At 52.8% G+C, this 23728-nt stretch carries 25 protein-coding genes and 1 other annotated feature; of the genes, 2 read left to right on the top strand and 23 right to left on the bottom strand.

Annotated features, from left to right (window positions below):
• Window positions 1–55 precede the first annotated feature (55 nt).
• The 19 genes from rpoB to F556_RS0126880 form a co-directional block, all read right to left on the bottom strand.
• Window positions 56–3619: a DNA-directed RNA polymerase subunit beta gene (rpoB, locus tag F556_RS0126970; protein WP_211222644.1), complete on the bottom strand. Its 3564-nt coding sequence runs from the start codon at window positions 3617–3619 to the stop codon at window positions 56–58.
• 329 nt (window positions 3620–3948) lie between these two features.
• The gene (locus F556_RS0126965) at window positions 3949–4545 is read right to left on the bottom strand and encodes a class I SAM-dependent methyltransferase (protein ID WP_020620129.1); all 597 of its coding nucleotides are present in this window, start codon (window positions 4543–4545) and stop codon (window positions 3949–3951) included.
• Window positions 4546–4625: 80 nt separating this feature from the next.
• The gene (rplL, locus tag F556_RS0126960) at window positions 4626–4988 is read right to left on the bottom strand and encodes a 50S ribosomal protein L7/L12 (RefSeq protein ID WP_020620128.1); all 363 of its coding nucleotides are present in this window, start codon (window positions 4986–4988) and stop codon (window positions 4626–4628) included.
• 39 nt (window positions 4989–5027) lie between these two features.
• Window positions 5028–5540: a 50S ribosomal protein L10 gene (gene rplJ, locus F556_RS0126955; protein ID WP_020620127.1), complete on the bottom strand. Its 513-nt coding sequence runs from the start codon at window positions 5538–5540 to the stop codon at window positions 5028–5030.
• Between the two features lie 57 nt (window positions 5541–5597).
• Window positions 5598–5765 (bottom strand) — a sequence feature (ribosomal protein L10 leader region).
• Between the two features lie 13 nt (window positions 5766–5778).
• Window positions 5779–6471 (bottom strand): 50S ribosomal protein L1, encoded by a 693-nt coding sequence (gene rplA, locus F556_RS0126950; RefSeq protein WP_020620126.1) that lies wholly within the window; start codon window positions 6469–6471, stop codon window positions 5779–5781.
• 97 nt (window positions 6472–6568) lie between these two features.
• Window positions 6569–6994 carry a 50S ribosomal protein L11 gene (rplK, locus tag F556_RS0126945; RefSeq protein ID WP_020620125.1) on the bottom strand — a complete coding sequence of 142 codons (426 nt, stop codon included), beginning with the start codon at window positions 6992–6994 and terminating at the stop codon, window positions 6569–6571.
• A gap of 102 nt (window positions 6995–7096) precedes the next feature.
• Window positions 7097–7630, bottom strand: coding sequence for a transcription termination/antitermination protein NusG (nusG, locus tag F556_RS0126940; protein ID WP_020620124.1), 534 nt, complete (start codon window positions 7628–7630; stop codon window positions 7097–7099).
• A gap of 23 nt (window positions 7631–7653) precedes the next feature.
• Window positions 7654–7863 (bottom strand): preprotein translocase subunit SecE, encoded by a 210-nt coding sequence (gene secE, locus F556_RS0126935; protein ID WP_020620123.1) that lies wholly within the window; start codon window positions 7861–7863, stop codon window positions 7654–7656.
• Window positions 7864–7880: 17 nt separating this feature from the next.
• Entirely contained in the window at window positions 7881–8030 is a 150-nt protein-coding gene (gene rpmG, locus F556_RS37360) for a 50S ribosomal protein L33 (RefSeq protein WP_081666981.1), read from the bottom strand.
• Window positions 8031–8385: 355 nt separating this feature from the next.
• Window positions 8386–9036, bottom strand: a complete 651-nt coding sequence (gene sigH, locus F556_RS0126930; RefSeq protein ID WP_020620122.1) for an RNA polymerase sporulation sigma factor SigH — start codon at window positions 9034–9036, stop codon at window positions 8386–8388.
• Between the two features lie 169 nt (window positions 9037–9205).
• Window positions 9206–9736 (bottom strand): NYN domain-containing protein, encoded by a 531-nt coding sequence (locus F556_RS0126925; RefSeq protein ID WP_020620121.1) that lies wholly within the window; start codon window positions 9734–9736, stop codon window positions 9206–9208.
• Window position 9737: 1 nt separating this feature from the next.
• A complete protein-coding gene (rlmB, locus tag F556_RS0126920; RefSeq protein ID WP_020620120.1) occupies window positions 9738–10505 on the bottom strand; it encodes a 23S rRNA (guanosine(2251)-2'-O)-methyltransferase RlmB in 768 nt (255 codons plus the stop codon).
• Window positions 10495–10977, bottom strand: a complete 483-nt coding sequence (locus F556_RS35365) for a Mini-ribonuclease 3 (protein ID WP_040718418.1) — start codon at window positions 10975–10977, stop codon at window positions 10495–10497. Before F556_RS35365 ends, rlmB begins: the two co-directional genes overlap by 11 nt.
• Window positions 10974–12398, bottom strand: a complete 1425-nt coding sequence (cysS, locus tag F556_RS0126910) for a cysteine--tRNA ligase (RefSeq protein ID WP_020620118.1) — start codon at window positions 12396–12398, stop codon at window positions 10974–10976. Before cysS ends, F556_RS35365 begins: the two co-directional genes overlap by 4 nt.
• Window positions 12395–13129 carry a serine O-acetyltransferase gene (cysE, locus tag F556_RS0126905; protein WP_020620117.1) on the bottom strand — a complete coding sequence of 245 codons (735 nt, stop codon included), beginning with the start codon at window positions 13127–13129 and terminating at the stop codon, window positions 12395–12397. The genes cysS and cysE overlap by 4 nt, the downstream gene beginning before the upstream one ends.
• Before the next feature lie 512 nt (window positions 13130–13641).
• Window positions 13642–15102, bottom strand: a complete 1461-nt coding sequence (gene gltX / locus F556_RS0126895) for a glutamate--tRNA ligase (protein ID WP_020620115.1) — start codon at window positions 15100–15102, stop codon at window positions 13642–13644.
• Complete coding sequence (gene ispF / locus F556_RS0126890) at window positions 15099–15590, bottom strand: 2-C-methyl-D-erythritol 2,4-cyclodiphosphate synthase (protein ID WP_020620114.1); 492 nt, start codon at window positions 15588–15590, stop codon at window positions 15099–15101. Before ispF ends, gltX begins: the two co-directional genes overlap by 4 nt.
• Before the next feature lie 3 nt (window positions 15591–15593).
• Entirely contained in the window at window positions 15594–16307 is a 714-nt protein-coding gene (ispD, locus tag F556_RS0126885) for a 2-C-methyl-D-erythritol 4-phosphate cytidylyltransferase (protein ID WP_020620113.1), read from the bottom strand.
• 113 nt (window positions 16308–16420) lie between these two features.
• Window positions 16421–17518, bottom strand: coding sequence for a PIN/TRAM domain-containing protein (locus F556_RS0126880; protein WP_026297519.1), 1098 nt, complete (start codon window positions 17516–17518; stop codon window positions 16421–16423).
• A 180-nt stretch (window positions 17519–17698) separates the two neighbouring features.
• On the opposite strand from F556_RS0126880, the gene F556_RS0126875 reads away from it, so the two are divergent.
• Complete coding sequence (locus F556_RS0126875) at window positions 17699–18094, top strand: nucleoside triphosphate pyrophosphohydrolase family protein (RefSeq protein ID WP_020620111.1); 396 nt, start codon at window positions 17699–17701, stop codon at window positions 18092–18094.
• A 76-nt stretch (window positions 18095–18170) separates the two neighbouring features.
• Here F556_RS0126875 and F556_RS0126870 read toward each other — a convergent pair whose 3' ends face one another.
• On the bottom strand, window positions 18171–18992 hold the full coding sequence (locus F556_RS0126870) for a helix-turn-helix transcriptional regulator (RefSeq protein ID WP_020620110.1): 822 nt from the start codon (window positions 18990–18992) through the stop codon (window positions 18171–18173).
• 115 nt (window positions 18993–19107) lie between these two features.
• Here F556_RS0126870 and F556_RS0126865 point away from each other — a divergent pair, with 115 nt between their 5' ends.
• Complete coding sequence (locus tag F556_RS0126865; protein WP_020620109.1) at window positions 19108–19950, top strand: NAD-dependent epimerase/dehydratase family protein; 843 nt, start codon at window positions 19108–19110, stop codon at window positions 19948–19950.
• A 328-nt stretch (window positions 19951–20278) separates the two neighbouring features.
• Here F556_RS0126865 and pssA read toward each other — a convergent pair whose 3' ends face one another.
• The 3 genes from pssA to radA form a co-directional block, all read right to left on the bottom strand.
• The gene (gene pssA / locus F556_RS0126860) at window positions 20279–21028 is read right to left on the bottom strand and encodes a CDP-diacylglycerol--serine O-phosphatidyltransferase (RefSeq protein WP_020620108.1); all 750 of its coding nucleotides are present in this window, start codon (window positions 21026–21028) and stop codon (window positions 20279–20281) included.
• Between the two features lie 136 nt (window positions 21029–21164).
• Window positions 21165–22241 (bottom strand): DNA integrity scanning diadenylate cyclase DisA, encoded by a 1077-nt coding sequence (disA, locus tag F556_RS0126855; protein ID WP_020620107.1) that lies wholly within the window; start codon window positions 22239–22241, stop codon window positions 21165–21167.
• A gap of 10 nt (window positions 22242–22251) precedes the next feature.
• Window positions 22252–23619 (bottom strand): DNA repair protein RadA, encoded by a 1368-nt coding sequence (gene radA / locus F556_RS0126850; RefSeq protein ID WP_026297518.1) that lies wholly within the window; start codon window positions 23617–23619, stop codon window positions 22252–22254.
• Window positions 23620–23728 lie beyond the last annotated feature (109 nt).

Genomic DNA, 23728 nt, shown 5'->3' with positions numbered 1-23728 from the left:
AGGCAGGAACAGCTGCTCACGTGTTGCAGTGAAATGGCAGATAGGTTGAATCCGACTATTCGACGCCGACTTCCGCACCTTCGAGATTGAGATTAAGCTTGTCGCCTTGGCCCTCATCCTCGTCGTCAATTTCACGCATTTCAATTTCTTCTTCATCCTCACTGAGAATCTTGACATCCATGCCAAGGCTCTGGAGCTCCTTGATGAGAACTTTGAACGACTCCGGTACACCCGGTTCCGGCACATTCTCACCTTTGACAATTGATTCGTACGTCTTCACGCGGCCGACCACGTCATCCGACTTGACTGTCAGAATCTCTTGCAGCGTATAAGCCGCGCCATAGGCCTCGAGTGCCCAAACCTCCATCTCACCGAAGCGCTGTCCGCCGAACTGCGCCTTACCACCGAGCGGCTGCTGCGTAACGAGTGAGTATGGACCCGTCGAACGGGCATGGATCTTATCGTCGACCATGTGAGCCAGTTTGATCATGTACATGACGCCAACCGTAACCTCACGTTCGAACGTCTCGCCTGTACGACCGTCGAACAGCTTGGTCTTACCGTTGCGCTGCATGCCGGCTTCTTCCATGGCATCGAATACGTCATACTCACGCGCGCCGTCGAATACCGGCGTAGCCGCGTGAATACCCAAGTGCTTACAAGCCATGCCAAGATGGACTTCCAGTACCTGACCGATATTCATCCGGGAAGGAACGCCGAGCGGATTCAGTACAACCTCAACCGGTGTACCGTCCGGCATGAACGGCATATCTTCTTCTGGCAGGATTCGTGCGATAACACCCTTGTTACCATGGCGTCCAGCCATTTTGTCACCCTCAGAGATTTTGCGTTTCTGAGCGATGTATGCACGAACCAGTTGGTTCACGCCTGGAGGCAGCTCATCGCCGTTCTCCCGTGTGAAGACCTTGACGTCGACGACGATACCGTCCGTACCGTGAGGTACACGCAGCGACGTGTCACGCACTTCGCGGGCCTTCTCACCGAAGATTGCGTGGAGCAAGCGCTCCTCAGCTGTCAGTTCTGTTACGCCCTTAGGGGTAACTTTGCCGACGAGAATATCTCCAGCGCCAATCTCGGCTCCGACACGGATAATACCGCGCTCATCGAGGTTTTTCAGCGCTTCTTCACCGACATTTGGAATGTCGCGCGTAATTTCTTCCGGTCCAAGCTTCGTATCACGAGCCTCAGACTCGTACTCCTCGATATGAATCGAAGTGTAGACATCCTCTTTGACCAGCTTTTCGCTCAGCAGGATCGCATCCTCGTAGTTGTAACCTTCCCAAGTCATGAAGGCAACGACGACGTTACGGCCAAGAGCCAATTCGCCGGACTCGGTGGATGGACCGTCCGCAAGAATCGTGCCTTTGCGTACAAACTCACCCTTACGGATGATAGGACGCTGGTTGATGCACGTTCCTTGGTTAGAACGCATAAACTTATGAAGCTTATGCTTGATCAGGTCGCCCGTCACCTGCTTGCCGTCGATTTCTTCGACGCGACGCAGCCAGATTTCATTAGCCGATACGCGCTCGATGATCCCGTCGTACTTGGTTACGATACACACGCCTGAGTCTTTTGCAGACTTGTGCTCCATCCCCGTACCAACCAACGGCGCTTTTGGAATCAAGAGTGGAACGGCCTGCCGCTGCATGTTGGATCCCATGAGTGCGCGGTTGGAGTCATCGTTCTCGAGGAACGGGATGAGCGCCGTCGCTACCGAGACAACCTGCTTCGGCGAGACGTCCATGTAGTCAACACGGTCACTCGGCATGGTCAGAATGTTGTCCGCCTGCTTGTTATAACGGACGATGACACTGTCATCGGCAAACTTACCTTCGTCGGTCAACTGTGCATTCGCCTGAGCGATGACATAGTTGTCCTCTTCGTCAGCCGTCAGATAAGCAATCTGCTCAGTAACGATACCCGTCTTCGGATCAACCCAACGGTACGGAGCTTCAATGAAGCCATACTCATTGATGCGGGCGAAGCTGGACAGGGAGTTGATCAAACCGATGTTCGGTCCCTCTGGTGTCTCGATCGGACACATCCGGCCATAGTGAGAGTTATGAACGTCGCGCACTTCAAAGCCCGCACGCTCACGCGTCAAACCGCCCGGTCCGAGTGCAGACAAACGGCGTTTATGCGTCAGTTCGGCCAACGGATTCGTCTGATCCATGAACTGCGACAACTGGGAGCTGCCGAAGAACTCTTTGATCGACGCGATAACCGGACGTATATTAATCAGAGCTTGCGGCGTAATAGCATTGGCGTCCTGGATGGACATCCGCTCGCGCACGACGCGTTCCATACGGGAAAGACCAATACGGAATTGATTCTGGAGCAGCTCGCCGACCGAACGCAGACGACGGTTACCCAGATGGTCAATATCATCCGTGCTTCCAACACCATGCAACAGGTTTAAGAAGTAGTTAATCGATGAGATAATATCAGCCGGCGTGATATTCTTCACGGCCTTGTCGATAATCCCGTTCGAAATAATCTTAATTATCTTGCCGTCCTCATCTGGCGAGAATACACTGATGGTCTGCAGTGGAATACTACTTGCATCCATCACGCCGTTGGCGACATGATACGTCTTGAATGCCACGTTCTTCTCCAGCAGCGGGAGAATCTCGTCAAGCAACCTGCGGTCAATCATCTGACCCGTTTCAGCCAGAATTTCACCTGTGCTTGGATCGATCAACGTCTCTGCAAGACGCTGATTGAACAGACGGTTCTTGATGTGAAGCTTCTTGTTGATCTTGTAACGGCCAACATTGGCCAGATCATAACGTTTCGGGTCAAAGAAGCGAGCGACGAGCAAGCTCTTCGCATTGTCCAACGTCGGCGGCTCACCCGGACGCAAACGCTCGTAAATCTCGATCAAGGCTTTTTCCGTGGAATCGGTGTTGTCCTTGTCGAGTGTGTTGCGGATATATTCATCGTGTCCCAGCAAATCAAGAATCTCTGCATCCGTGCCAAAGCCCAGTGAACGGAGCAGAACAGTTACTGGAATCTTACGTGTGCGATCAATCCGTACATAGACGATATCCTTGGCGTCGGTTTCCAGCTCAAGCCAGGCACCGCGGTTCGGAATAACTGTCGCTGTGTACGTCTTCTTCCCGTTTTTGTCCACTTTGGTGCTGAAGTACACACTGGGTGAGCGTACCAATTGGCTGACAATAACCCGTTCGGCACCATTGATGATGAACGTACCGGTTTCTGTCATTAGCGGGAAGTCGCCCATAAACACTTCTTGTTCCTTAACTTCGCCGGTTTCTTTGTTGATGAGACGCACCTTTACCCGCAGCGGAGCTGCATACGTCACATCACGCTCCTTGGATTCGTCTACCGAATACTTCGGTTCGCCCAGGCTGTAATCAATAAATTCGAGCGACAAATTACCCGTGAAATCCGAAATCGGCGAAATATCCTGGAACAATTCAAGCAAATCCTTCTCCAGGAATTTGTCGTACGACTTTTGTTGGATTTCGATCAGGTTAGGAACATCGAGCACCTCGCGGATGCGAGCGTAACTTCTACGCGTGCGTCGGCCATACTGAACAAGTTGTCCTGCCAACTTAACCTCACCCCTCATGTCTGCTTCAACGCTTGCGGAACAAGACATTGCTATAGTCAAACGCCCGGCCCACTAAGTATTCTCCCAATAAAGAAAAGCCCTTATCGAATAAAGTTTCGAAAAAAGAGCGTTGTCCCAAGTGCCGTGGCGCATGCTGCCAAACCTACATATCCACTAATTTTGCCCAAAATCTAAACATTATACGTCAAGCGAGAAGCTTTTATGCATGCTTGCCTTAAAATTTCTTCTTGACATTTTAGTCTACTAAAGACATTGAGCCCATATTAATGCTGACATTTTATAATAATACCACATCAGCAAATTGGAGTCAAGCGAAAACTTAATTGCTATTTCGTGGCCTTGAAGATGCGATAGCCTTTATCCTTCGTGATTTCTTGCACGTTATCGAAGAGCGTCTCTAGCTTGGCCAGTGTCGAGGGTGCCCCCTGCTTCTTCTGAATGACCACCCACATTGCCCCGCCGGACGTTAGTAATGCTGCGCCTTCTTCATAAATCCGATGCACCGTTTCTTTGCCTGCGCGAATGGGCGGGTTCGTCAAGAGCACGTCAAAACGTTCGTCCCGTACCGCCTCATACAGATCACTTTGCAGAATCCGTGCGTTGGCAACCCCATTCAGCTGAGCGTTCTCTCTTGCCAGCTCGATGGCGCGCGCATTGATGTCGATCATCGTCACTTTCCCAGCGGGAGCCAGCTTCGCCGCACTCAAGCCAATGGGCCCGTAGCCACACCCGACATCCAACACCCGAGCATCCGCCGCAAAGTCCATTGTCTCAATAAGCAAACGACTGCCGAAATCGACACCCGTCTTGGAAAATACGCCACTATCCGTCATAAAACGGAAACGCGTGCCTCTTAGCTCGGATTCATGAAGACGGCGATCATGTGCACCGCCAGGCGTACGTGTGTAGTAGTGGTCCGACATTCTGTTCCTCGCTTTCTACTCCCGCGTACAGCAAACCCCTTGAAGCGTTAGCTTCAAGGGGTTATGCCCCATACGTTAAATTATTTTACTTCTACAGCTGCGCCAGCGGCTTCCAGCTTCTCTTTCACGCTGTCTGCCTCTTCTTTGGATACTTTTTCTTTGATTGGCTTTGGTGCGCCATCAACCAGTTCTTTTGCTTCTTTCAAGCCCAGACCAGTGATTTCGCGAACAGCTTTGATAACGTTGATTTTGGAAGCGCCAGCGTTGTTCAGGATTACGTCGAACTCGCTTTGCTCAGCAGCAGCTTCGCCGCCGCCACCAGCTGCTGCAGCTACAGGAGCCGCTGCAGTAACGCCGAATTCTTCTTCGATTGCTTTAACCAGGTCGTTCAGTTCAAGCACGTTCATACCTTTAATTGCTTCTAGGATTTGCTCTTTACTCATGAGATGAACCTCCATAATATGTTATTTTGGGTAAAAGGCTTATGCGCCTTGTTGTTCTTGCTCTTGTTTCTCTCCAACTGCTTTAACCGCAAGCGCGAAGTTGCGCACAGGGGCTTGAAGCACGCTGAGGAGCATGGACAGCAAACCTTCGCGGGAAGGCAGTTCTGCCAGTGCTTTGATCTCTTCCACGTTGAAGACTTGGCCTTCAACAATGCCGCCTTTCAGCTTAAGAGCATCATTCTTCTTAGCAAATGTGTTCAAGATTCTTGCTGGTGCAACCGCATCTTCTTTGCTGAATGCGATCGCTGTCGGTCCAGTCAGAACTTCTTCCAGTCCGTTCAGCTCAGCATTAGCCGTAGCACGGCGAACGAGCGAGTTCTTAAGAACTTGGAACTCAATCCCTGCCTCACGCAGCTCTCTACGCAGCTCAGTTACCTGGGCTACATTCAGACCGCGGTAATCAGCGATGACTGTGCAGGAGCTCTCGCGCAGCTTGCCAGCGATTTCGTCAACTGCTTGTTGTTTCGATTCAATGATCTTTGCGTTTGCCAAACTTTACACCTCCTATAAATAATCTGCATTCCGTTATTCCTGGCGTCCCTCTCCGTTCTACAACACGAGAAAGACCTTCACTACAATACCGCTAGTGAAGGCCATGATGGTTCATCATCCCCGTACGCATGACACGCACATGAAATCAATAACTCTATCATAACACCTCGGTAGGAAATTAAGCCCGGGGGCACCTACTGTCTACGGTATGCATATTCAATTCTGAATTACGTCCCTCTTAACGGAATACTGTTGCATTCACGCGAGCGCTTGGGCCCATAGTCGAGGAAACCGCAATGTTCTTCAGGTAAACACCTTTTGCCGCTGCAGGCTTGGCACGTACCAATGCTTCAACAAGCGAACGAAGGTTTTCGTTCAGTTTGTCAGCATCGAAAGAAACCTTACCGATTGGCGCATGGATTTGACCTGCTTTATCCAGACGGTATTCGATTTTACCAGCCTTAATCTCTTGAACCGCTTTGGAAACGTCAAACGTTACCGTACCGGCTTTCGGGTTAGGCATAAGGCCTTTACCGCCGAGAATACGACCAAGCTTACCGACTTCCGCCATCATATCCGGCGTTGCTACGCAAACGTCGAATTCGAACCAGCCTTGCTGAACTTTGTTGATCATGTCGGAATCACCGACAAAATCAGCACCAGCGGCTTCTGCTTCCTTCGCTTTGTCGCCTTTGGCGAATACGAGGACGCGTTTTGTCTTACCTGTACCATGCGGGAGTACAACGACGCCACGCACAGCCTGATCTTGTTTCCGCGGGTCAACACCCAGGCGGACCGCTACTTCAACGGACTCGTCGAATTTCGCGGATGCGGCCTTCTTCACCAATTCAATGGCTTCCAAAGGCTCATAGCTGGCTTCACTGTCGAATTGCTTCGCAGCTTCCAGGTACTTCTTACCGTGTTTTGCCATGTTTTTCTCCTCCTTGTGTGGTGGTAGCGGAATATCCTCCTAACGGATGATCCTCCCACGAACGCAGTCCCGTGTGGACTACGCTGTCCATCGATGATTAGTCAACGATGTTGATGCCCATGCTGCGCGCTGTGCCTTCGACCATCAGCATTGCTGCTTCGACCGAACCAGCGTTCAGATCCGGCATTTTTTGCTCGGCGATTTCACGAACTTTGTCGCGTTTTACCGTTGCAACTTTCTTCTTGTTCGGTTCACCCGAACCTTTCTCGATCCCAGCTGCTACGCGGAGCAGTACAGCCGCAGGCGGCGTCTTAGTCTCGAATGTAAAGGAGCGGTCCTCGAATACGGAGATTACAACCGGAATAATCAATCCCGCTTGGTCAGCCGTACGAGCGTTGAACTCTTTACAGAATGCCATAATGTTCACACCCGCTTGTCCGAGTGCAGGACCGATCGGCGGCGCCGGATTCGCTTTACCCGCAGGAACTTGCAGTTTGACCATCTTGATGACTTTCTTTGCCATGATAGTACACCTCCCTGCCCTAAGTTGTGGTCGAACGGGAATAATTCATTCCCTCCCACCATCGCCTGTCCAAGAGAACAAGCGACTTCAGAAACCAGATACTTATATCTTCTCCACCTGAGTGTAATCCAGCTCAAGCGGGGTTTCCCTGCCAAACATGTTGACGTGGACTTTCAGCTTGCTCTTGTCGAGCAGGATCTCTTCGACCGTGCCGACAAAATTAGCGAAAGGACCCACTTTGACTCGAACCGTCTCCTTGAGATCGAACTCAATCTTCGGCTTCGGTTCCTCCATGCCCATGTGCTTCAGGATCTGTTCCACTTCGTCAGGCAGCAAAGCCGTAGGCTTCGAACCCGAGCCGGTAGAACCAACAAAACCCGTTACACCGGGGGTATTACGAACAACGTACCACGAATCATCTGTCTGGACCATCTCGACGAGCACGTAGCCGGGGTAAACTTTACGCATGACGGTTTTTTTCTTGCCGTCTTTGTTTACCACTTCTTCTTCCATCGGCACAAGCACACGGAAGATCTTATCCTCCATGCCCATCGATTCCACACGTTTTTCGAGATTCGCCTTCACCTTGTTCTCATAGCCGGAGTAAGTATGAACGACGTACCATCTCTTTTCCATAACAAACCACCTTTGGATCCTTCTTAAACAATCAGTTCGACCAGTTCGGAGATCCCGATGTCAAGAAGCCAAAAGTAAATCGTCACAGCTATAATCGTCACCATAACAACGATTGTGTAGCTCGTCAACTCTTTACGGTTTGGCCAGCGGACTTTCTTAAGCTCCGCCCAGCTATCGGCAAAGAAGGCAAATGTTGATCCGAAGCCCTGCTTCAATCTACCTAGAAAAGACACGTCCACACCTCCAGTTGCTATCTAGTTTCGCGATGAGGAGTATGCTCGTTGCAAAACTTACAAAACTTCTTCATCTCGATACGGTCGGGGTGATTACGTTTGTTCTTGTTGGTCGTGTAGTTTCTTTGTTTGCAGTTCGTACAAGCCAACGTGATAATAACACGCATTGCAGTACACCTCCCGGTCTGACCTTATAAAAAACCTTGAAACAAAAACATGAATCGGTTAGATTCATCGAGCCATTTGTTACAATACGCGCATTTAGGCCTACCTGAAATACTTTATCACATGGCTAATTTCATGTCAACAATAAACTTCTTTAAATGTCAAGCCCCCCGATTGGATTATTTCGGTATAACGGGGCGGACCCTATGAATCTCCGAGGTGTAGGCACCAAAATAGCAGACTGGTCGTCTGTGTTCCCAGTATTGCCAGCTCGATGGAGCTATAATCCCATAGAATTAAAAAAAGACTCGCCCGCGAGCCTTATGTGTCCTGCTATTATACGATCTGCCCGTTTCTTCAGCCCGGTACATCGCGAACTTCGAGATAGCGCTCGAGCTTGCGCTTGACGCGCTGCAATGCATTATCAATCGATTTGACGTGGCGGTCCAGGTCTACAGCAATCTCTTGATAGGATCTCCCATCGAGATAGAGCATAAGCACCTTGCGCTCCAAATCACTGAGAATCTCAGCCATCTTATCCTCGAGTCCGACAAACTCCTCCTGGTTAATAATCAGTTCTTCCGGGTCAGAGACACGGGAGCCACAGATTACATCGAGCAGTGTGCGGTCGGAGTCTTCGTCATAGATAGGCTTGTCCAGAGAAACGTAGGAGTTGAGAGGAATATGCTTCTGGCGTGTTGCCGTCTTGATGGCGGTGATGATCTGCCTAGTGATACAGAGCTCAGCAAACGCCTTGAAGGAGGCTAGCTTGTCCCCCTTGAAATCGCGAATCGCCTTGTACAGGCCAATCATGCCCTCCTGTACAATATCCTCGCGATCGGCGCCGATCAAGAAGTAAGAACGGGCCTTGGCGCGGACGAAGTTCTTATACTTGTTGATCAAGTATTCCAAGGCTTCGCTGTCGCCTTCGCGCACGGCATCCACGTTGTCCTCGTCCGTATTGCAGTCATATTCGTGCATACTCAATTCTTTGAGGTCGATGCTCACGAACTATCCCCCCGGCCTGCACGGCGTGCACTGCTTGAATTGTATTCAAAACTATCAGTTCTGCTTGATTGAACAGCCTCTAAAACTACCGATCTTATCCATAAAACATAGGATCAGTATACATTATGTAACCTTGAGGCGTCAACAGAACAGCTGCTCTCTTCGTCAATTACGATTTATCGCCCCGGCGCAGTCGCTCCAGACGCGTTCGAACGTCCAAACTAAGCACATCATCCAGAGGATTACGCTTGGCCGAAGCGGTCTCGCCCGATTTCAGCGTCTGCTCCAGCTCTTTGCGGCTCTGGCCCAGCTCGATAAGCAACTCGCGCGCGGACAGACGCAGCGCTCCCTTGCCGAAAGCCATGTGCTGCTCTGCCATGTCCGAAGTAGCAACATAAATTTCGCGGCCCCGCTGCTTCAGCTCGCCCACCAACCGTTCGACAACCTCGTCTGCGGTTTCCTTCTCCCGCGTGTAGATCACCGTCAGCTTGTACTGTTTGTAGGTCGCTCCATGACCAGGCACCCGATGCGCATCGAAGATGACAATGACCTGCATGCCGGTGAAGCCCTGGTAATCCGCCAGCATCGTCAACAGTCGATCTCTAGCTTCCTCGAGCCCTTCTTCCTTCAGCCGGTCCAGCTCAGGCCAGGCGCCAATCATATTGTAGCCGTCGACCAACAGTACATCCTGCCGCCGCATGCTACTCTCGGGGCGCGGCCTCTGCGCCGCGCTGACGAACGACTTCGTACATCAGCACTCCCGCTGCCACCGAAGCATTTAGCGAGTTGAGCTGGCCGCGCATTGGCAGCTTGATCAGGAAATCGCATTTCTCCCGAATGAGCCTTCCGACACCTTTGCCCTCATTGCCGATGACGACAGCCAGCGGCATTTTTAGATTGGACTGATACACATCCTGCTCGGCAGCCACATCGGTACCAGCAATCCAGATCCCCTGTTTTTTCAACGTCTCAATTGTCTGCGCCAGATTGGTGACACGTGCCACAGGCACATGCTCAACCGCACCCGCTGACGTCTTGTATACTGTCGCGTTCAGCGAGGCCGAACGGCGTTTAGGGATGATAACCCCATGTGCGCCGGTGCATTCAGCAGTCCGCAGGATTGAACCTAGGTTGTGCGGATCTTCAATTTCGTCGAGCAGCAGCAGGAACGGGTCCTCCCCTTTGGACTGGGCTTTCTCCAGCATTTCCTCAATCTCTGCGTACCGGTAAGCCGCCGCCTGTGCCACAACCCCTTGATGCTGTACGCCGGGAACCAATTGATCCAGCTTCCGTTTGTCGACATGCTGGATAATAACACCATGCTTCTTTGCTTCCGCAATGATGGGCTGAGTCAGATTTTTCTGGGCGCTCTCCGCGATCAACAGCTTGTTGATTTCGCGTCCCGAGCGCAAGGCTTCGAGTACCGGATGCTTCCCGGCAATCCACTCTTCCTGCTTGTCATTGTCCATCCCGTGTATCCTCCTCATGGTGATCCTCTTGCGGCGGGCCCGCCTCATCCGGCCAAGCCAGCTGCAGCAACTGATGCAGACGGTCTGTCCGCTTCAAGCAATACAAGTATCCGACCAGGCATTCCAGCGATGTGGCAAGCCGGTATTCCTGAACATCTGCATTTTTGGGGGGAGCGCCTGACTTCGCATTCCGTCCCCGCCGGACAACATCTGCCTCTTCCTCCGTCAAGAGCGGCTGCATCCGGCGCAGCAGCGCGCTCTGCGCTTTCGCCGAGACGTATGTGACAGCCTGGGAATGCAAATGATGCAGCTTATGGTTCGCACGTGACAACAGATACTGCCTCACCAGCAGCTCAAATACAGCATCCCCGATATAGGCCAGGACGACAGGGTTTAACTGTTGCGGCGGTTTGGCCGGGACATGGAACCACAGCCCCATATCTGCAGCCTCTTCTGTGTGCGGCCCCGTCATTTGCGCCGCCAGCGGATGCCCTGCGGCGTATCCTCAAGGATAATTCCCTCGGCTGCGAGCTGATCGCGCAGTTCATCGGCTCGCGCCCAGTTCTTGGCCTTGCGGGCGGCAATCCGCTCCTCGATCATGCGCTCCACCTCTGATGCCGCCAGACCGTTGTCCGGCTGCTCTGCAGGCAGCAGACCCAGTACCCGGTCCATCCCCGCAGTGAGTGCCAGCAGTTCTTCCAAGTCCTGCGCCGACACGACCTCGCGTTGCAGATACTGGTTGGCTTCGCTGACCAGCTCAAACCAGGCGGTTATGGCATCCGGCGTATTAAAGTCATCGTTCATCTTCTGGTGGAAGGTATCCCGAATCGCTTGAATCCGCTCTCCGAGCTCCGGTTTCGGACCTGCAGGCAGCGGCTGTCCCGGCTCAACCTGCAGCGCCTTCAGCCGATGCTCCAGGTTGTCTCGGCTATTGCGAATCCGCTCTACGCTGTTCTCTGCCTGCTGGATCGTCTCATCACTGAAGTTGAGCGGGCTGCGGTAGTGCGTGGCCAGCATGAAATAACGGAGCGCCTCTGGCTTGACCCGCTCCAGCAGCGCCCGTACCGTAATACCATTGCCGAGCGATTTGGACATCTTCTCGTTGTTGATATGAATGTACCCATTATGCATCCAGTAACGAGCCAGCGGATGCCCCGTCAGGGATTCGGACTGTGCGACCTCGCACTCATGATGTGGGAACTGCAAATCATGCCCGCCACCGTGAATGTCCAGTGTGTCGCCCAGGTACTTGCGGGCCATCGCCGAGCACTCGATATGCCAGCCTGGCCGTCCATCTCCCCACGGACTCTCCCAGAAGATCTCGCCAGGCTTGGCGCCCTTCCACAGGACAAAGTCTTGGGCATCGTCCTTGCGCTCATCAATGCCGATGCGGATACCCATCTGCAGTTCATCCAGGTTCTGATGCGACAGCTTGCCATATTCCGAAAACTTCGCGGTGCGGAAGTAGACGTCACCGCTGCTCGCATAGGCGTAGCCCTTGTCGACTAGCCCCTCGATAAAAGCAATGATTTCTCCGATATGGTCGGTCACCCGTGGATTCAGCGTTGCCTTGCGTACGCCGAGCCCCTCAATGTCCCGGTTAAAAGCGTCGATGAAGGTGTCCGCCACCTCCGGGACAGTCGTACCGAGCTGCTCCGCCTTGCGAATCAGCTTGTCGTCGACGTCGGTAAAGTTCACAATATAGTTCACTTCGTGACCGACCGACTCCAAATAACGCCGTACCACATCGAAGAAAATGACTGGTCGCGCGTTTCCGATATGAATGTAATCATAGACCGTCGGACCGCACACATACATCTTGACCTTTCCCGGCTCTTGCGGGACAAAAGCTTCCCGCTGCCGGGTCAGCGTGTTATAGATTGATACCGTCATGTTCTTGTATTCCCCCCACTACCTATCGCTTGTCTATCCGTTCCCGCTCCTGCTTCCGGGTCCTCCGGATCGTCAGGGCGCTCCTGCCTCGCCCCTCGTTCCTGTCTTACCCGATTCAGCTCAGTCCGCAACTCCTGAATCTCCGCCTGCATCTGACGGAACATCTCGACCACCGGATCGGGCAGCTGGGCATGATCCAGCCGGTCTCGTACCCGCACGCCATTACGCTTGACGATCCGTCCCGGGATCCCAACCACTGTGCTGTTGGGTGGCACTTCCCGGAGAACGACCGAGTTGGCTCCAATATTAGCATTGTCCCCCACCGTAAAGGATCCCAATACCTTGGCTCCTGAAGCAATGACGACGTTATTGCCGATCGTTGGATGCCGCTTGCCGCGTTCCTTGCCGGTACCGCCCAGGGTCACCCCTTGGTAGATGACCACATTCTCTCCGATCTCGCACGTCTCTCCGATGACGACGCCCATGCCATGGTCGATGAAGAGGCCGCGCCCGATCCTGGCACCAGGATGAATCTCGATCCCAGTGAAGAATCGGCTCACCTGAGAGATCCAGCGGGCCAGCGTCGGCATGCCGCGGCGATGGCAAATATGAGCGATCCGGTGGGCCCAAATGGCATGAAGGCCGGAATACGTAAAGACAACCTCCCACTTATTGCGGGCAGCCGGATCGTTCTCCATGACCGCCTTAATGTCTGATTTGATATGGCCCATTCCATCCACCTCCCCGCAGCTCACGATTAACCCGCTTCTTCATCTCTCGCATGTTCAGCCGTCCCCCATCGTATCGTTGCGTCTGATTATCCTTCAAAAAAAGACGTCCCCTGCAGCCTGCGCTGCAGAGACGTCTCGACGCGGTCCCACTCTGCTTGGAAGACATCTGCAGCACGCCAAAACGGCATGCCGGTCTTCTCCTCTAAGCCTGTAACGCAGGCCTGCGGCACAGCCTACCCCTCGCGTCGCTCGGACGTGAGGCTCGGTGCGCGGCTCCCAGGCGCATGTTCGGCCGGCGGGGATGGACGACTCACAGCCGGCGCCGCGGCAATCTGCCGCATGGCGCCGGTCGTCCTCTCTGAGATCCCAGTTCCGGCTTACTTCTCCTGTTCATAGCTGTGTATATTGATTACTGGCGTATACGTTCAACCCAGTTAAATGCTTGTTAATCGGCATTGAAATCGTACCCCTAGTATACTCTTATCCCTCTGGGATGACAAGATCGTCCCGTTCTAACCCAGTCTGTCCGCGAGTCTTGCCTGCACCTTCTCACTGCCTAGCAGCTTGAGGGTGAGATTCAGATCAGGCCCGTGCGTCTGCCCGGTTACTGCGGCGCGAATCGGCATGAACAGCTGCTTCCCTTTGGCGCCTGTTTCCTTCTGCACCGCCTTGATCATGGCCTTGATCGCGTCCACAGTCAAGGGTTCTTCTGCTGCAGACAATTGTGCAGCGAAGGCCGCCAGTACAGCTGGCACTTGCTCTTCAGCCAATACGGCCGCTGCCTCGGCCTCATCCTCCACCTCGGATTGGAAGAACAGTGCCGTCTGCGGCACGATCTCCGACACACAAGTCAGCTTCTCCTGATACAGCAGTACCAGTTCATCCACCCAGCTCCGCTGCTCGGGATCCAGCACGTCTGGCAGCCTGCCGGCACGCTGCAGGTACGGCAAGGCCAGCTCAGCGATTCGGGCCGGATCAGCTTTCTTAATATACTCATTATTCATCCAGCTGAGCTTTTGTGTATCGAACACAGCAGTACTTTTGCTCAGACGGGCAGCATTGAAAATGTCCACCAGCTCACCGCGAGTGAAGATCTCCTGCTCACCCTCCGGCGACCAGCCGAGCAGCGCGATGAAGTTAAACAAGGCTTCCGGGAGATAGCCAAGCTGATCGTATTGCTCAATAAACTGCACAATCGACTCGTCCCGCTTGCTCAGCTTCTTGCGCTGGTCATTAACAATCAGCGTCATATGAGCGAAGATTGGTGGCTCCCAGCCAAACGCCTCATAGACCATCAACTGCCGCGGCGTGTTGGAGATATGATCCTCTCCCCGCAGCACGTGGCTAATCTTCATGAGGTGATCGTCAATCGCGACGGCAAAATTGTACGTCGGTATGCCATCCTTCTTCACAATAACGAAGTCGCCTGTTCCCTCTGATTCAAAGCTGATTTCGCCTTTGACCATATCGTTAAACGTATAGGTGCGGCCTTCCGGTACACGGAACCGGATGCTCGGCACCCGACCCTCCGCTTCAAAGGCCTGCTGCTGCTCAGGCGTCAGATCGCGATGCTTGCCGGAATAACGCGGGGTTTCGCCGCGCGCCGTCTGCTCCTCGCGTTCCCGCTCCAATTCTTCCTCCGTACAGTAGCAACGGTAGGCGAGTCCTTTCTCGAGCAGCTCCTCGTAATGCTGACGGTAGAGATCCACACGCTCCGTTTGCCGGTAAGGACCGTACCCCCCGCCGATATCGATACTCTCATCCCAGTCGATGCCGAGCCACTTCAGATAATTCAGCTGATTTTCCTCGCCGCCTGCAACGTTACGTTTCAGATCCGTATCTTCGATGCGGATGATGAATTTGCCGCCTTGGCTGCGCGCAAACAAATAATTGAATAAGGCCGTCCTGGCGTTGCCGATATGCAAATGCCCGGTCGGTGACGGCGCATAGCGCACGCGCACTTCATGTGTCATAGTGAGATTCCTTCCTTTCTAATTAGACAGACAACCGACTGGGCGGCGATCCCCTCGCCCCGGCCGGTGAATCCCAGCTGCTCGGTCGTCGTCGCCTTAACGTTCACCTGGGATAATTCAGCTCCCAGCGCCCCGGCGATCACTTCTACCATCTGCGGGATATAAGGCGCCATCTTCGGCTTCTGTGCGATAATGGTTGCATCTAGATTGCCCAGCTCGTAGCCCCGATCCACTACCATGGCCCAGACGTCCTCGAGCAGCTTCAAGCTGTCAGCGTCCTTAAAGGCTTCGTCTGTATCGGGAAAATGCTTGCCGATATCGCCCAATCCGAGGGCACCCAGTATGGCATCGCTTATTGCATGCAGCAGAACGTCTGCATCGGAGTGGCCCAGCAGGCCCCGCTCATAGGGGATATTGACCCCGCCGATAATGCAGGGACGTCCCTCGACCAGCTGATGCACATCAAAACCTTGTCCAACCCTTATCATCTGTTAAGCTCCTCCCCCGTCCGGATTGTCGATGCCTTGCGTGAGCAAGAACTCCGCATAAGGCAAATCCTCCGGTGTGGTAATTTTAAGATTGGTATATTCCCCTTCGGCGACCTTGACCGGCCTGCCCGCATGCTCCACCATCATCGCATCGTCTGTTCCAGAAAACCCGGACCGCATGGCTTCCTGATGGGCAGAGAGCAACAGGTCATAGCGAAAAGCCTGCGGGGTCTGGATCGCCCACAAGCTTCGCCGATCCGGAGTGGCCACAATCAGGCCGTCTCCGTCCACCTGTTTAATTGTATCTTTCACAGGAACAGCCAGTACAGCTGCACCTTCGCGCTCAGCAAGCGAGCAGCAGCGCCGGACGGCCTCCTGGCTCACCAGCGGACGTACGCCATCATGTACGAGAACCCATGAAGCGGTAACGGCTTGCAAGCCGAGATACACGGATTCCTGACGGTCTGCGCCGCCAGCGACCACGCTGGTCAGCTTGCCCAACCCGTAGAGCTGTGTCCAAGCCTGGCAGCGCTCAACATCTTGCGAGCCCACAACCAGTACAATCTCAGATACTTCGGACATCGCTTGGAACAGCGCCAGCGAGCGAGCCAGAATCGGCTTGCCGCCAAGCGAGAGATACTGCTTGCTTTCGGCCGTCCCCATGCGGGTTCCGCGGCCTGCGGCGACAACAACTGCCGCCCATGATTGATTCTGCATTGGTTAGCCTGACCTGCCTTGCTGATTAGGATAGAATACCTTCATCATACCCTTATCCTTTGCAATCCGCAATCTAGGCGGTCAGCTCGCCCCAGATCAGCCTGCCGGATGTTTTATTGGGCGCGCTCGAGCAGCTTGGGCTTGGCAAAAATCATTCGTCCGGCAGAGGTCTGCAGCACGCTGGTCACTAGCACTTCCATTGTCATCCCGATATAATCGCGTCCGCCTTCAACCACGATCATGGTTCCATCATCCAAATACGCGACACCTTGTCCATGCTCTTTGCCATCCTTGATCACTTGAACCACGATCTCCTCGCCGGGCAGCACGACCGGCTTCACCGAGTTGGCCAGATCATTAATGTTGAGAACGGATACCCCTTGCAGCTCGCATACTTTATTGAGATTAAAATCATTGGTGACTACCTTGCCGCCGAGTACCTTGGCCAGCTTCACCAGCTTGCTGTCCACCTCGCCAATTTCTTCGAAGTCCCCTTCGTAGATCAAGACATGGACATCAAGCTCTTTCTGAATTTTGTTCAGAATGTCCAGCCCCCGCCGACCGCGATTGCGCTTGAGCAGATCAGAGGAATCAGCGATATGCTGCAGCTCCTCCAGCACGAATTCCGGAATGACCAGCGTGCCCTCAATGAAGCCTGTTTTGCAAATATCCGCAATTCTGCCGTCGATGATAACACTCGTATCCAGAATCTTATGTTCTTCGAAGCGAGGCGTCTCGGGTGGTGCCTCCTTCGGCGCGCGCGATTCGAGAAAGACATGATACGCATCCGCAATCGCTTCGCGCTTCATCCAACCAATCCGCAGACCCATATAGCCCAGGAACAACGTCAGTGCAGCAGGCAAGAGCAACCAAGCTCCGGAGAGCTGAGACATCGCAGGGAAGACCAGAGCCGCCACGGCCAAGCCCGCTACCAGTCCGACTCCGCCGGATACCAGATCGCCGGTTGGCAGCTGTGCGGCTTGATCAGCCCCCTGCCGCATCAACCGTATAAGCGGAGCTGCCAGCAGTGTCGCGAGGATCCACCCGCCGAGCGCACCAAGCGCCATACTCATGTAATGCATACCGGAGAAATCCGACATCGCAATCAGTCCCTGCGAGCGCAGCATTGCGCCGCCGATCTGGCGGTTCACTTCCGTCCCCAGCATGCCTCCTAAGATAAGACCAAGCAATTGAATCATACGTTTCATCATCATTTTCCACACCTCCACTACCCATTATGTGCCAGTTTTCGAACCCTTAAACGGGGCCCGGTCCGGAAGTTGGTAGAAGCAGGTGCTAACCGTTTCCATTCCAAAAAGACTTTTGTAAAGTGGGGGTCAAATCGACTATAATGGGAGGTGGAAAGCAAATCATGGAATGAGGTGGAACTGATGAGCGCCCCAACACTGGAGCAATTTCAGCAGCAGGTGTCCGAATTGCTGCTTCGTCACCGGAGTTTGCTTGACGTTTTATCGAAGTATGGGCAAGCCGGCGCATCCGTCAACCGTGCCGTCACCAAGGCTGTCACTGAGTGTGGCTGCGTGGAGCTCAACGCCCGCAAACAGGATTATCCCGAAGGCGTCGCCTGGGAAGAAGCGCGTACCCAGTTAGCCAGCCATATGGAAGGGGACCTGTGCGAGCATTGCAAGGACGTCCTGAAGTCTGAGCTCGGCAAGAACTTGTTTTATATGTCCGCGCTTTGCAACCTACTGAACATTAAGCTGGAGGAAGTCGTTGATGCCGAATCGCAGAAATGTTCCACCCTTGGCCTGTTCAACCTGACCTGATTCTCACCAAGCCAAGCGCAGCTCTCTATACAGGCAAGACTAGCCGTCCCCCGGGACGGCTTTTTTATATGACTTATCAATCTGACAGCGTGTTTATTAAACTGTGCAAACGCGCCGCCGTATCTGTTGAAGCTGTATAAATCATAATCTTCAAGTCAGGATTTTTTGACGGTTGGAGGACCAGATGTTCAAACTCCATCTCTCCGATAAGAGGATCGTAACTTCGTTTGTAGCGATCCGTAACGGCCTGAACGTCATGTAACGGCCATAACTCACAAAACAGTTGACTGGTCTTCATTAATTCCTCAATGAGCTCATTAAACCTTGGATCATCGCGTAAATGCGCATAATCTGCACGAAACTGTGCGATCACAACTTGCGCTCTGTATTTGTCTGCCCCCAGCAAGCCGCCCGTCAAAAGATGCTTCAACCAATTGGTTCTCTGCTGCATATGATTCGAAAATAGCGGTAATTGGAAAACGAATGCAGCCGCTTTATTCCATATCAACAGATCCCAATATCTAGTGAGAATAAAAGCTGGATTAGGCTCAAGAGCACTTATTGTCCGTTCCAAACCCCTATGCATTTGCTCATCAACTGCCCGTTCCTGCTGCGCCGGTTTTGCAAGAAGATGGAGGTGTTCACGTTCATCCTCCGTCAATTGTAACGCGTGTGCAATGTTATTGAGTACATCCTCTGATGGATTGACACTTCGACCTTGTTCCAATGAGGTATACCATGAAGTTCCAATATGGGCAAGCTGGGCTACTTCTTCCCTTCGAAGCCCAGGCGCCCGTCGTCGTCCATAAGATGCTATCCCTACATCTTCTGGAGAAAGGCGTTCGCGACGAGAACGCAAAAAATCACCTAGTAACCTTTTGGATGGATCCTCCTTCATCATACTCCTCCTTATCCTGACACTCCCAATCATACGATAAACACAGGAAGGCAACTAGTCGAGCCTTCTACTAAGCTAAGCCTAAGACATTCAAGAGCTGAGGAGGATTCTAAAAATGAACATTTTCGTGACAGGATCAACAGGTAAAGTAGGAAGCCGTGTTGTCCCCCGTATACTGCAGCGCGGACACCAAGTTAAATTGTTAGTAAGGAACGCCGCAAAAGCGGATTGGCTTTATCAGCAAGGGGCCGAGCTGTTGGAAGGCGATCTTTTGCAGCCGGAAAGCTATGCTGACGATCTCCAGGGTACGGATGTTGTAATTCATTTGGCTGCACAGTTCCGCGGGGTAGACGAGAATACGACTAGAACAGCAAACTTCGATGGCAGTATAGCCTTGGCTCAAGCGGCGTTGAAGGCAGGTGTGCCAAGGTTTGTTTTTACGAGTACCAATAACGTCTATGGTTCGATTAATCGCTGGAGACCATGCCGCGAAGACGATGAGCTTAGACCCGTGCATCCTTATCCGCAAAGTAAAGTTGAAGCCGAAGATGCGCTGCTGCAGCTCCATCGCGAGCAGGGATTGGGTGTGCGCATCGTTCGGCTGCCCTTTGTTTATGGGGAGCACGATCCCCACATCACTGAAAGTCTGCCGTACTTCCGTAGTTGGAATCCAGCCAAGAGAATCCATATGGTACACCATGCGGACGTAAGCCAAGCCCTGATGCTTGCAGCCATGATACCGGGTTATGATGGCCGAATCTATAATGTTGGCGACGATGCGCCGATCTCAATTGCTGAGCTTTTTCAACTTAATCACAGCGAGATACCGTCAGAAGCATTGCAAAAGGATTATGATCCGTGGGACATGGTCGTCGATACAACGCGAATAAGAGACGATTTGAACTATCGACCGATTTATCCTTCGTTCTACTCGGCAAGAGATGCAGGTGCGTTGTAATGGCCTTCGCAAGTGCGCCTCTCAGCGGATCGGCAAAGGTTTTGCACCAAAGTTATCCAGTGTGGATAATTTAACGTCCTTCATTCATCGAGGTTATGCACATTTTTATGTTGAAATTGTTATAAACTAGCTCTATTTTTACGTATCCACAGCTTTATCCCCAAAAATCACAGGTTTGTCCACAGGGTTTGTGCAGTTACCAACACCCTGTGCACACCTTGTTAACAACTAAGGTAACGTGAGAAAAACGATTATAATCAAAAAAAGCACTTACCCCATCACACATGAGGTAAGTGCCAGCCTTGCAATGTCTCATCTCTATCCTGTATTACGCGCTATTCTCCGAGTTCGCCGACTCTTCCTTCGCTTCCATGACTTGGCCCCGACGCTTGCGGGATTTTCCGGAAAGCCGGCGGTCAACGTTTTTTTTTAGGCCATACAGTGCATACAACACCAGTGGCACAAAAATGATTTTTGCTAGTTGATCCGGAAAGATGATACCGAGGACCACTGCGATTAATACCACAAGTGGAATAACCCAGATGGACCCTTTCGGAATACCGACCTTTTTGAAGTTCGGGTATTTCACCTTGCTAACCATCAAGTAAGAAAGCACAATCATACTGAGCAGCAGAACCGCGACCGGAATATCCTGATAAAACAAAGCCAATGTACACAACACACCGCCTGCGGCAGGAATCGGCAAGCCGATAAAATAGCCTGGTGTCCCAGGCACAACATTAAACCGGGCCAGCCGCAGCGCTCCGCAGATCGGGAACAGGGCTGTAATGATCCAAGCCGCCGCCGGATTGAGCTCCTGAAAAGCCACAACGTACATAATGAAAGCCGGCGCCACGCCGAAGGAAATGACATCCGACAAGGAGTCCAACTCCTTGCCGAATTCACTCTGCACATTAAGCGCCCGGGCGACCTTGCCATCCACGCCATCCAGGAGCATGGCGATAATGACCATCATGGCCGCATATTCCGGCCGTTCATTGAACACGAGAATAATCGCTACAACGCCCAGAAACAAATTGCCTATGGTAAAAAGATTCGGTATCGATTTCGTGATCATCTCTATCCACCTCATCTTTACTATGCCCATTTACAAATCTTCGCACCTGCTCCTATTTACGAACTGGCAACCATAATGGTTCCAAGTTTCGGAATTGCCAGCAAGCACACGAAAGCATTCTAATATTGTATGGGAATTAAATTTGTCTGTCAATCAATACCTGCTCTTGAATTCGTTTCAAACCTTCCTTGATGGCACGTGCCCGGACCTCGCCAATTCCGTCTACCTCATCCAATTGCTCAATGCTTGCATTGACCACATCAGGCAAATGCTTGAAGCGTTCGACCAGGTTATGGATGATAATGATCGGCAGTCGCGGAATTTTGTGCAACAGCCGATAGCCGCGCGGAAGGATCGCTTCATCTGCTATCGTATTGGTGTAAGGGAAGCCTAACAGCCTGACGATATGATGAATATCCAGCAGCTCCTCGGAGCTCATCTTCTTCAATCCCGCCCGAATCTCGCGGATCCGTTCGTCCCCGTTGTCCCTTGCATAATCTTTGAGCAGGAACCACGCATCCTCCTCTACACCGCCGACCAACTCATCCATCTGCATGCTGATGAGTCGTCCTTCAGTGCCGAGTTCATTGACGTATCGTTTGATCTCCGTTTTGATACGCAGCACCATCTCTACGCGTTGGATGACAGCCGCCACTTCCTGCAGCGTAACCAGTTCCTCAAACTCGGCAGCCGACAGATTTGTCAGCCCCTGGCTTAGTACCGCTTTATATTTTTCGAGCGTCTGAATGGCCTGATTGGCCTTGGTGAGAATGACGCCCATTTCCTTCAGCGAATAACGGAGCTGACCCTGGTACAAGGTGATGACATTGCGCCTCTGCGAGATGGAAACGACCAGTTTGCCCGTTTGCTTGGCCACGCGTTCTGCCGTCCGGTGACGGATTCCTGTCTCGATGGAAGGAATCGAACTATCCGGAATAAGCTGTGTGTTCGCAAACAAAATGCGGCGCAGATCTTCACTCAGGATGATAGCGCCATCCATTTTGGCCAGTTCATACAGGTAGTTGGGCGAGAAGTCACAGTTGATGGAGAAGCCGCCGTCCACCACCTCCATCACTTCAGGGCTGTAACCGACGACGATGAGCGCACCCGTCTTGGCACGCAGGACATTCTCCACCCCCTCGCGAAATGCTGTACCGGGTGCGACCAGCTGCAGCAGTTGATTGGTGATGTCTTGTTGGTTGGTTTCTTTCATATGGCCTCCTCTAGCCAAGCGCTGCCGAGAGCGCTTCTGAGACGGTATTCACGCCGATGATTTCAATTCCTTCGGGCGGCTTCCACCCTTTCAGACTTTTCTGCGGCATGATCACACGCCGGAAGCCGAGCTTTTGAGCTTCCTTAACCCGTTGTTCTGCCCGTGACACCGCACGGACCTCTCCCGTAAGCCCGATTTCGCCAAAGGCGACGTCGTACGGGCGTGTCGGGACATCTCGAAAGCTGGACGCCAGCGAGATCGCCGCCCCCAAATCAACGGCTGGTTCGTCAAGCTTGACGCCACCCGCGACATTGAGGTAAGCATCTTGATTCTGCAGAAACATGCCCATGCGTTTTTCCAATACTGCGATAATGAGTGCCATTCGATTATGATCGATCCCGGTCGTTGTACGGCGAGGGGACGGGAAATTGGTCGCCGTCACAAGCGCCTGCAATTCAATAAGCATCGGCCGCGTGCCCTCCATGCTCGCCACAACCGTGGAGCCCGCGACACCCAGCGGCCGTTCGGAGAGAAACAGCTCGGAAGGATTGGTCACTTCCCGCAAGCCAGCTTCCTCCATCTCGAAAATACCGATCTCGTTGGTCGAGCCGAAGCGGTTCTTGACCGCACGCAGCAGACGATACGTGTGATGCCGTTCCCCTTCGAAATAAAGCACACAATCCACCATATGCTCCAGCAGACGCGGCCCCGCGATCGCCCCTTCCTTGGTCACATGACCAACAAGAACGGTAGCGATGCCTTTTACTTTGGCGATCCGCATGAAATGCGCTGTGCACTCCCGAACTTGAGCCACACTGCCCGGCGCGGATTGGACATTGGGTTCATAGACCGTCTGAATGGAGTCAATGACGAGAAAATCGGGCTTGGTAGCTTCGATTGCATCGCTGATGTGATCGAGACTGGTCTCGCACAAGACATACAGTGTTTCGGTCAACGCCCCCAAGCGATCAGCGCGCATGCGAGTTTGTCTGACCGATTCCTCACCTGACACATATAGTACTGTTAATCCCTTGGAGGCGAGGGCATGCGAGGTTTGTAACAGCAACGTGGACTTGCCGATGCCCGGATCGCCGCCAACCAAAATGAGGGAGCCCGGAACTACGCCCCCGCCCAACACGCGGTTCAACTCATTCAGCTTGGTGGCGATGCGCGGTTCCTCTTCCCCTTTAATACTTATGATCGGAAGCGCTTTTTCTTTCGCATGAAGATTCGACAAGCCGATTCCCTGGGTGCGGACAGTGGTTTCCTTCTCCTCTACCATCGTGTTCCAAGCCCCGCACCCTGGACACTTGCCGAGCCACTTCGGAGACTCGGTCCCGCATTCCGTACAAGCAAACTTGATTTTTATTTTAGCCATCACAGGCTCCTTTAATGTGTCAGATTACAACTTCCCTAGTTAACCCATCATTAAAAGTGTACCATTTCCTCCCCTGGTGAGGAAGCCCCATAAGTAACGAACCTCATAT

It is taken from the genome of Paenibacillus daejeonensis DSM 15491 (assembly GCF_000378385.1).
Taxonomy (GTDB): Bacteria; Bacillota; Bacilli; order Paenibacillales; family Paenibacillaceae; genus Paenibacillus_D; species Paenibacillus_D daejeonensis.
This window is presented reverse-complemented; position numbering and strand designations above follow the sequence as displayed.

Coding starts and splice junctions, on each gene's coding strand:
- rpoB (WP_211222644.1), bottom strand. CDS start 3,619: ATGAGGGGTGAGGTTAAGTTGGCAGGACAACTTGTTCAGTATGGCCGA.
- F556_RS0126965 (WP_020620129.1), bottom strand. CDS start 4,545: ATGTCGGACCACTACTACACACGTACGCCTGGCGGTGCACATGATCGC.
- rplL (WP_020620128.1), bottom strand. CDS start 4,988: ATGAGTAAAGAGCAAATCCTAGAAGCAATTAAAGGTATGAACGTGCTT.
- rplA (WP_020620126.1), bottom strand. CDS start 6,471: ATGGCAAAACACGGTAAGAAGTACCTGGAAGCTGCGAAGCAATTCGAC.
- rplK (WP_020620125.1), bottom strand. CDS start 6,994: ATGGCAAAGAAAGTCATCAAGATGGTCAAACTGCAAGTTCCTGCGGGT.
- nusG (WP_020620124.1), bottom strand. CDS start 7,630: ATGGAAAAGAGATGGTACGTCGTTCATACTTACTCCGGCTATGAGAAC.
- rpmG (WP_081666981.1), bottom strand. CDS start 8,030: ATGCGTGTTATTATCACGTTGGCTTGTACGAACTGCAAACAAAGAAAC.
- F556_RS0126925 (WP_020620121.1), bottom strand. CDS start 9,736: ATGCGGCGGCAGGATGTACTGTTGGTCGACGGCTACAATATGATTGGC.
- rlmB (WP_020620120.1), bottom strand. CDS start 10,505: ATGGACAATGACAAGCAGGAAGAGTGGATTGCCGGGAAGCATCCGGTA.
- F556_RS35365 (WP_040718418.1), bottom strand. CDS start 10,977: ATGACGGGGCCGCACACAGAAGAGGCTGCAGATATGGGGCTGTGGTTC.
- cysS (WP_020620118.1), bottom strand. CDS start 12,398: ATGACGGTATCAATCTATAACACGCTGACCCGGCAGCGGGAAGCTTTT.
- cysE (WP_020620117.1), bottom strand. CDS start 13,129: ATGGGCCATATCAAATCAGACATTAAGGCGGTCATGGAGAACGATCCG.
- gltX (WP_020620115.1), bottom strand. CDS start 15,102: ATGACACATGAAGTGCGCGTGCGCTATGCGCCGTCACCGACCGGGCAT.
- ispF (WP_020620114.1), bottom strand. CDS start 15,590: ATGATAAGGGTTGGACAAGGTTTTGATGTGCATCAGCTGGTCGAGGGA.
- ispD (WP_020620113.1), bottom strand. CDS start 16,307: ATGCAGAATCAATCATGGGCGGCAGTTGTTGTCGCCGCAGGCCGCGGA.
- F556_RS0126880 (WP_026297519.1), bottom strand. CDS start 17,518: ATGATGAAACGTATGATTCAATTGCTTGGTCTTATCTTAGGAGGCATG.
- F556_RS0126875 (WP_020620111.1), top strand. CDS start 17,699: ATGAGCGCCCCAACACTGGAGCAATTTCAGCAGCAGGTGTCCGAATTG.
- F556_RS0126870 (WP_020620110.1), bottom strand. CDS start 18,992: ATGAAGGAGGATCCATCCAAAAGGTTACTAGGTGATTTTTTGCGTTCT.
- F556_RS0126865 (WP_020620109.1), top strand. CDS start 19,108: ATGAACATTTTCGTGACAGGATCAACAGGTAAAGTAGGAAGCCGTGTT.
- pssA (WP_020620108.1), bottom strand. CDS start 21,028: ATGATCACGAAATCGATACCGAATCTTTTTACCATAGGCAATTTGTTT.
- disA (WP_020620107.1), bottom strand. CDS start 22,241: ATGAAAGAAACCAACCAACAAGACATCACCAATCAACTGCTGCAGCTG.
- radA (WP_026297518.1), bottom strand. CDS start 23,619: ATGGCTAAAATAAAAATCAAGTTTGCTTGTACGGAATGCGGGACCGAG.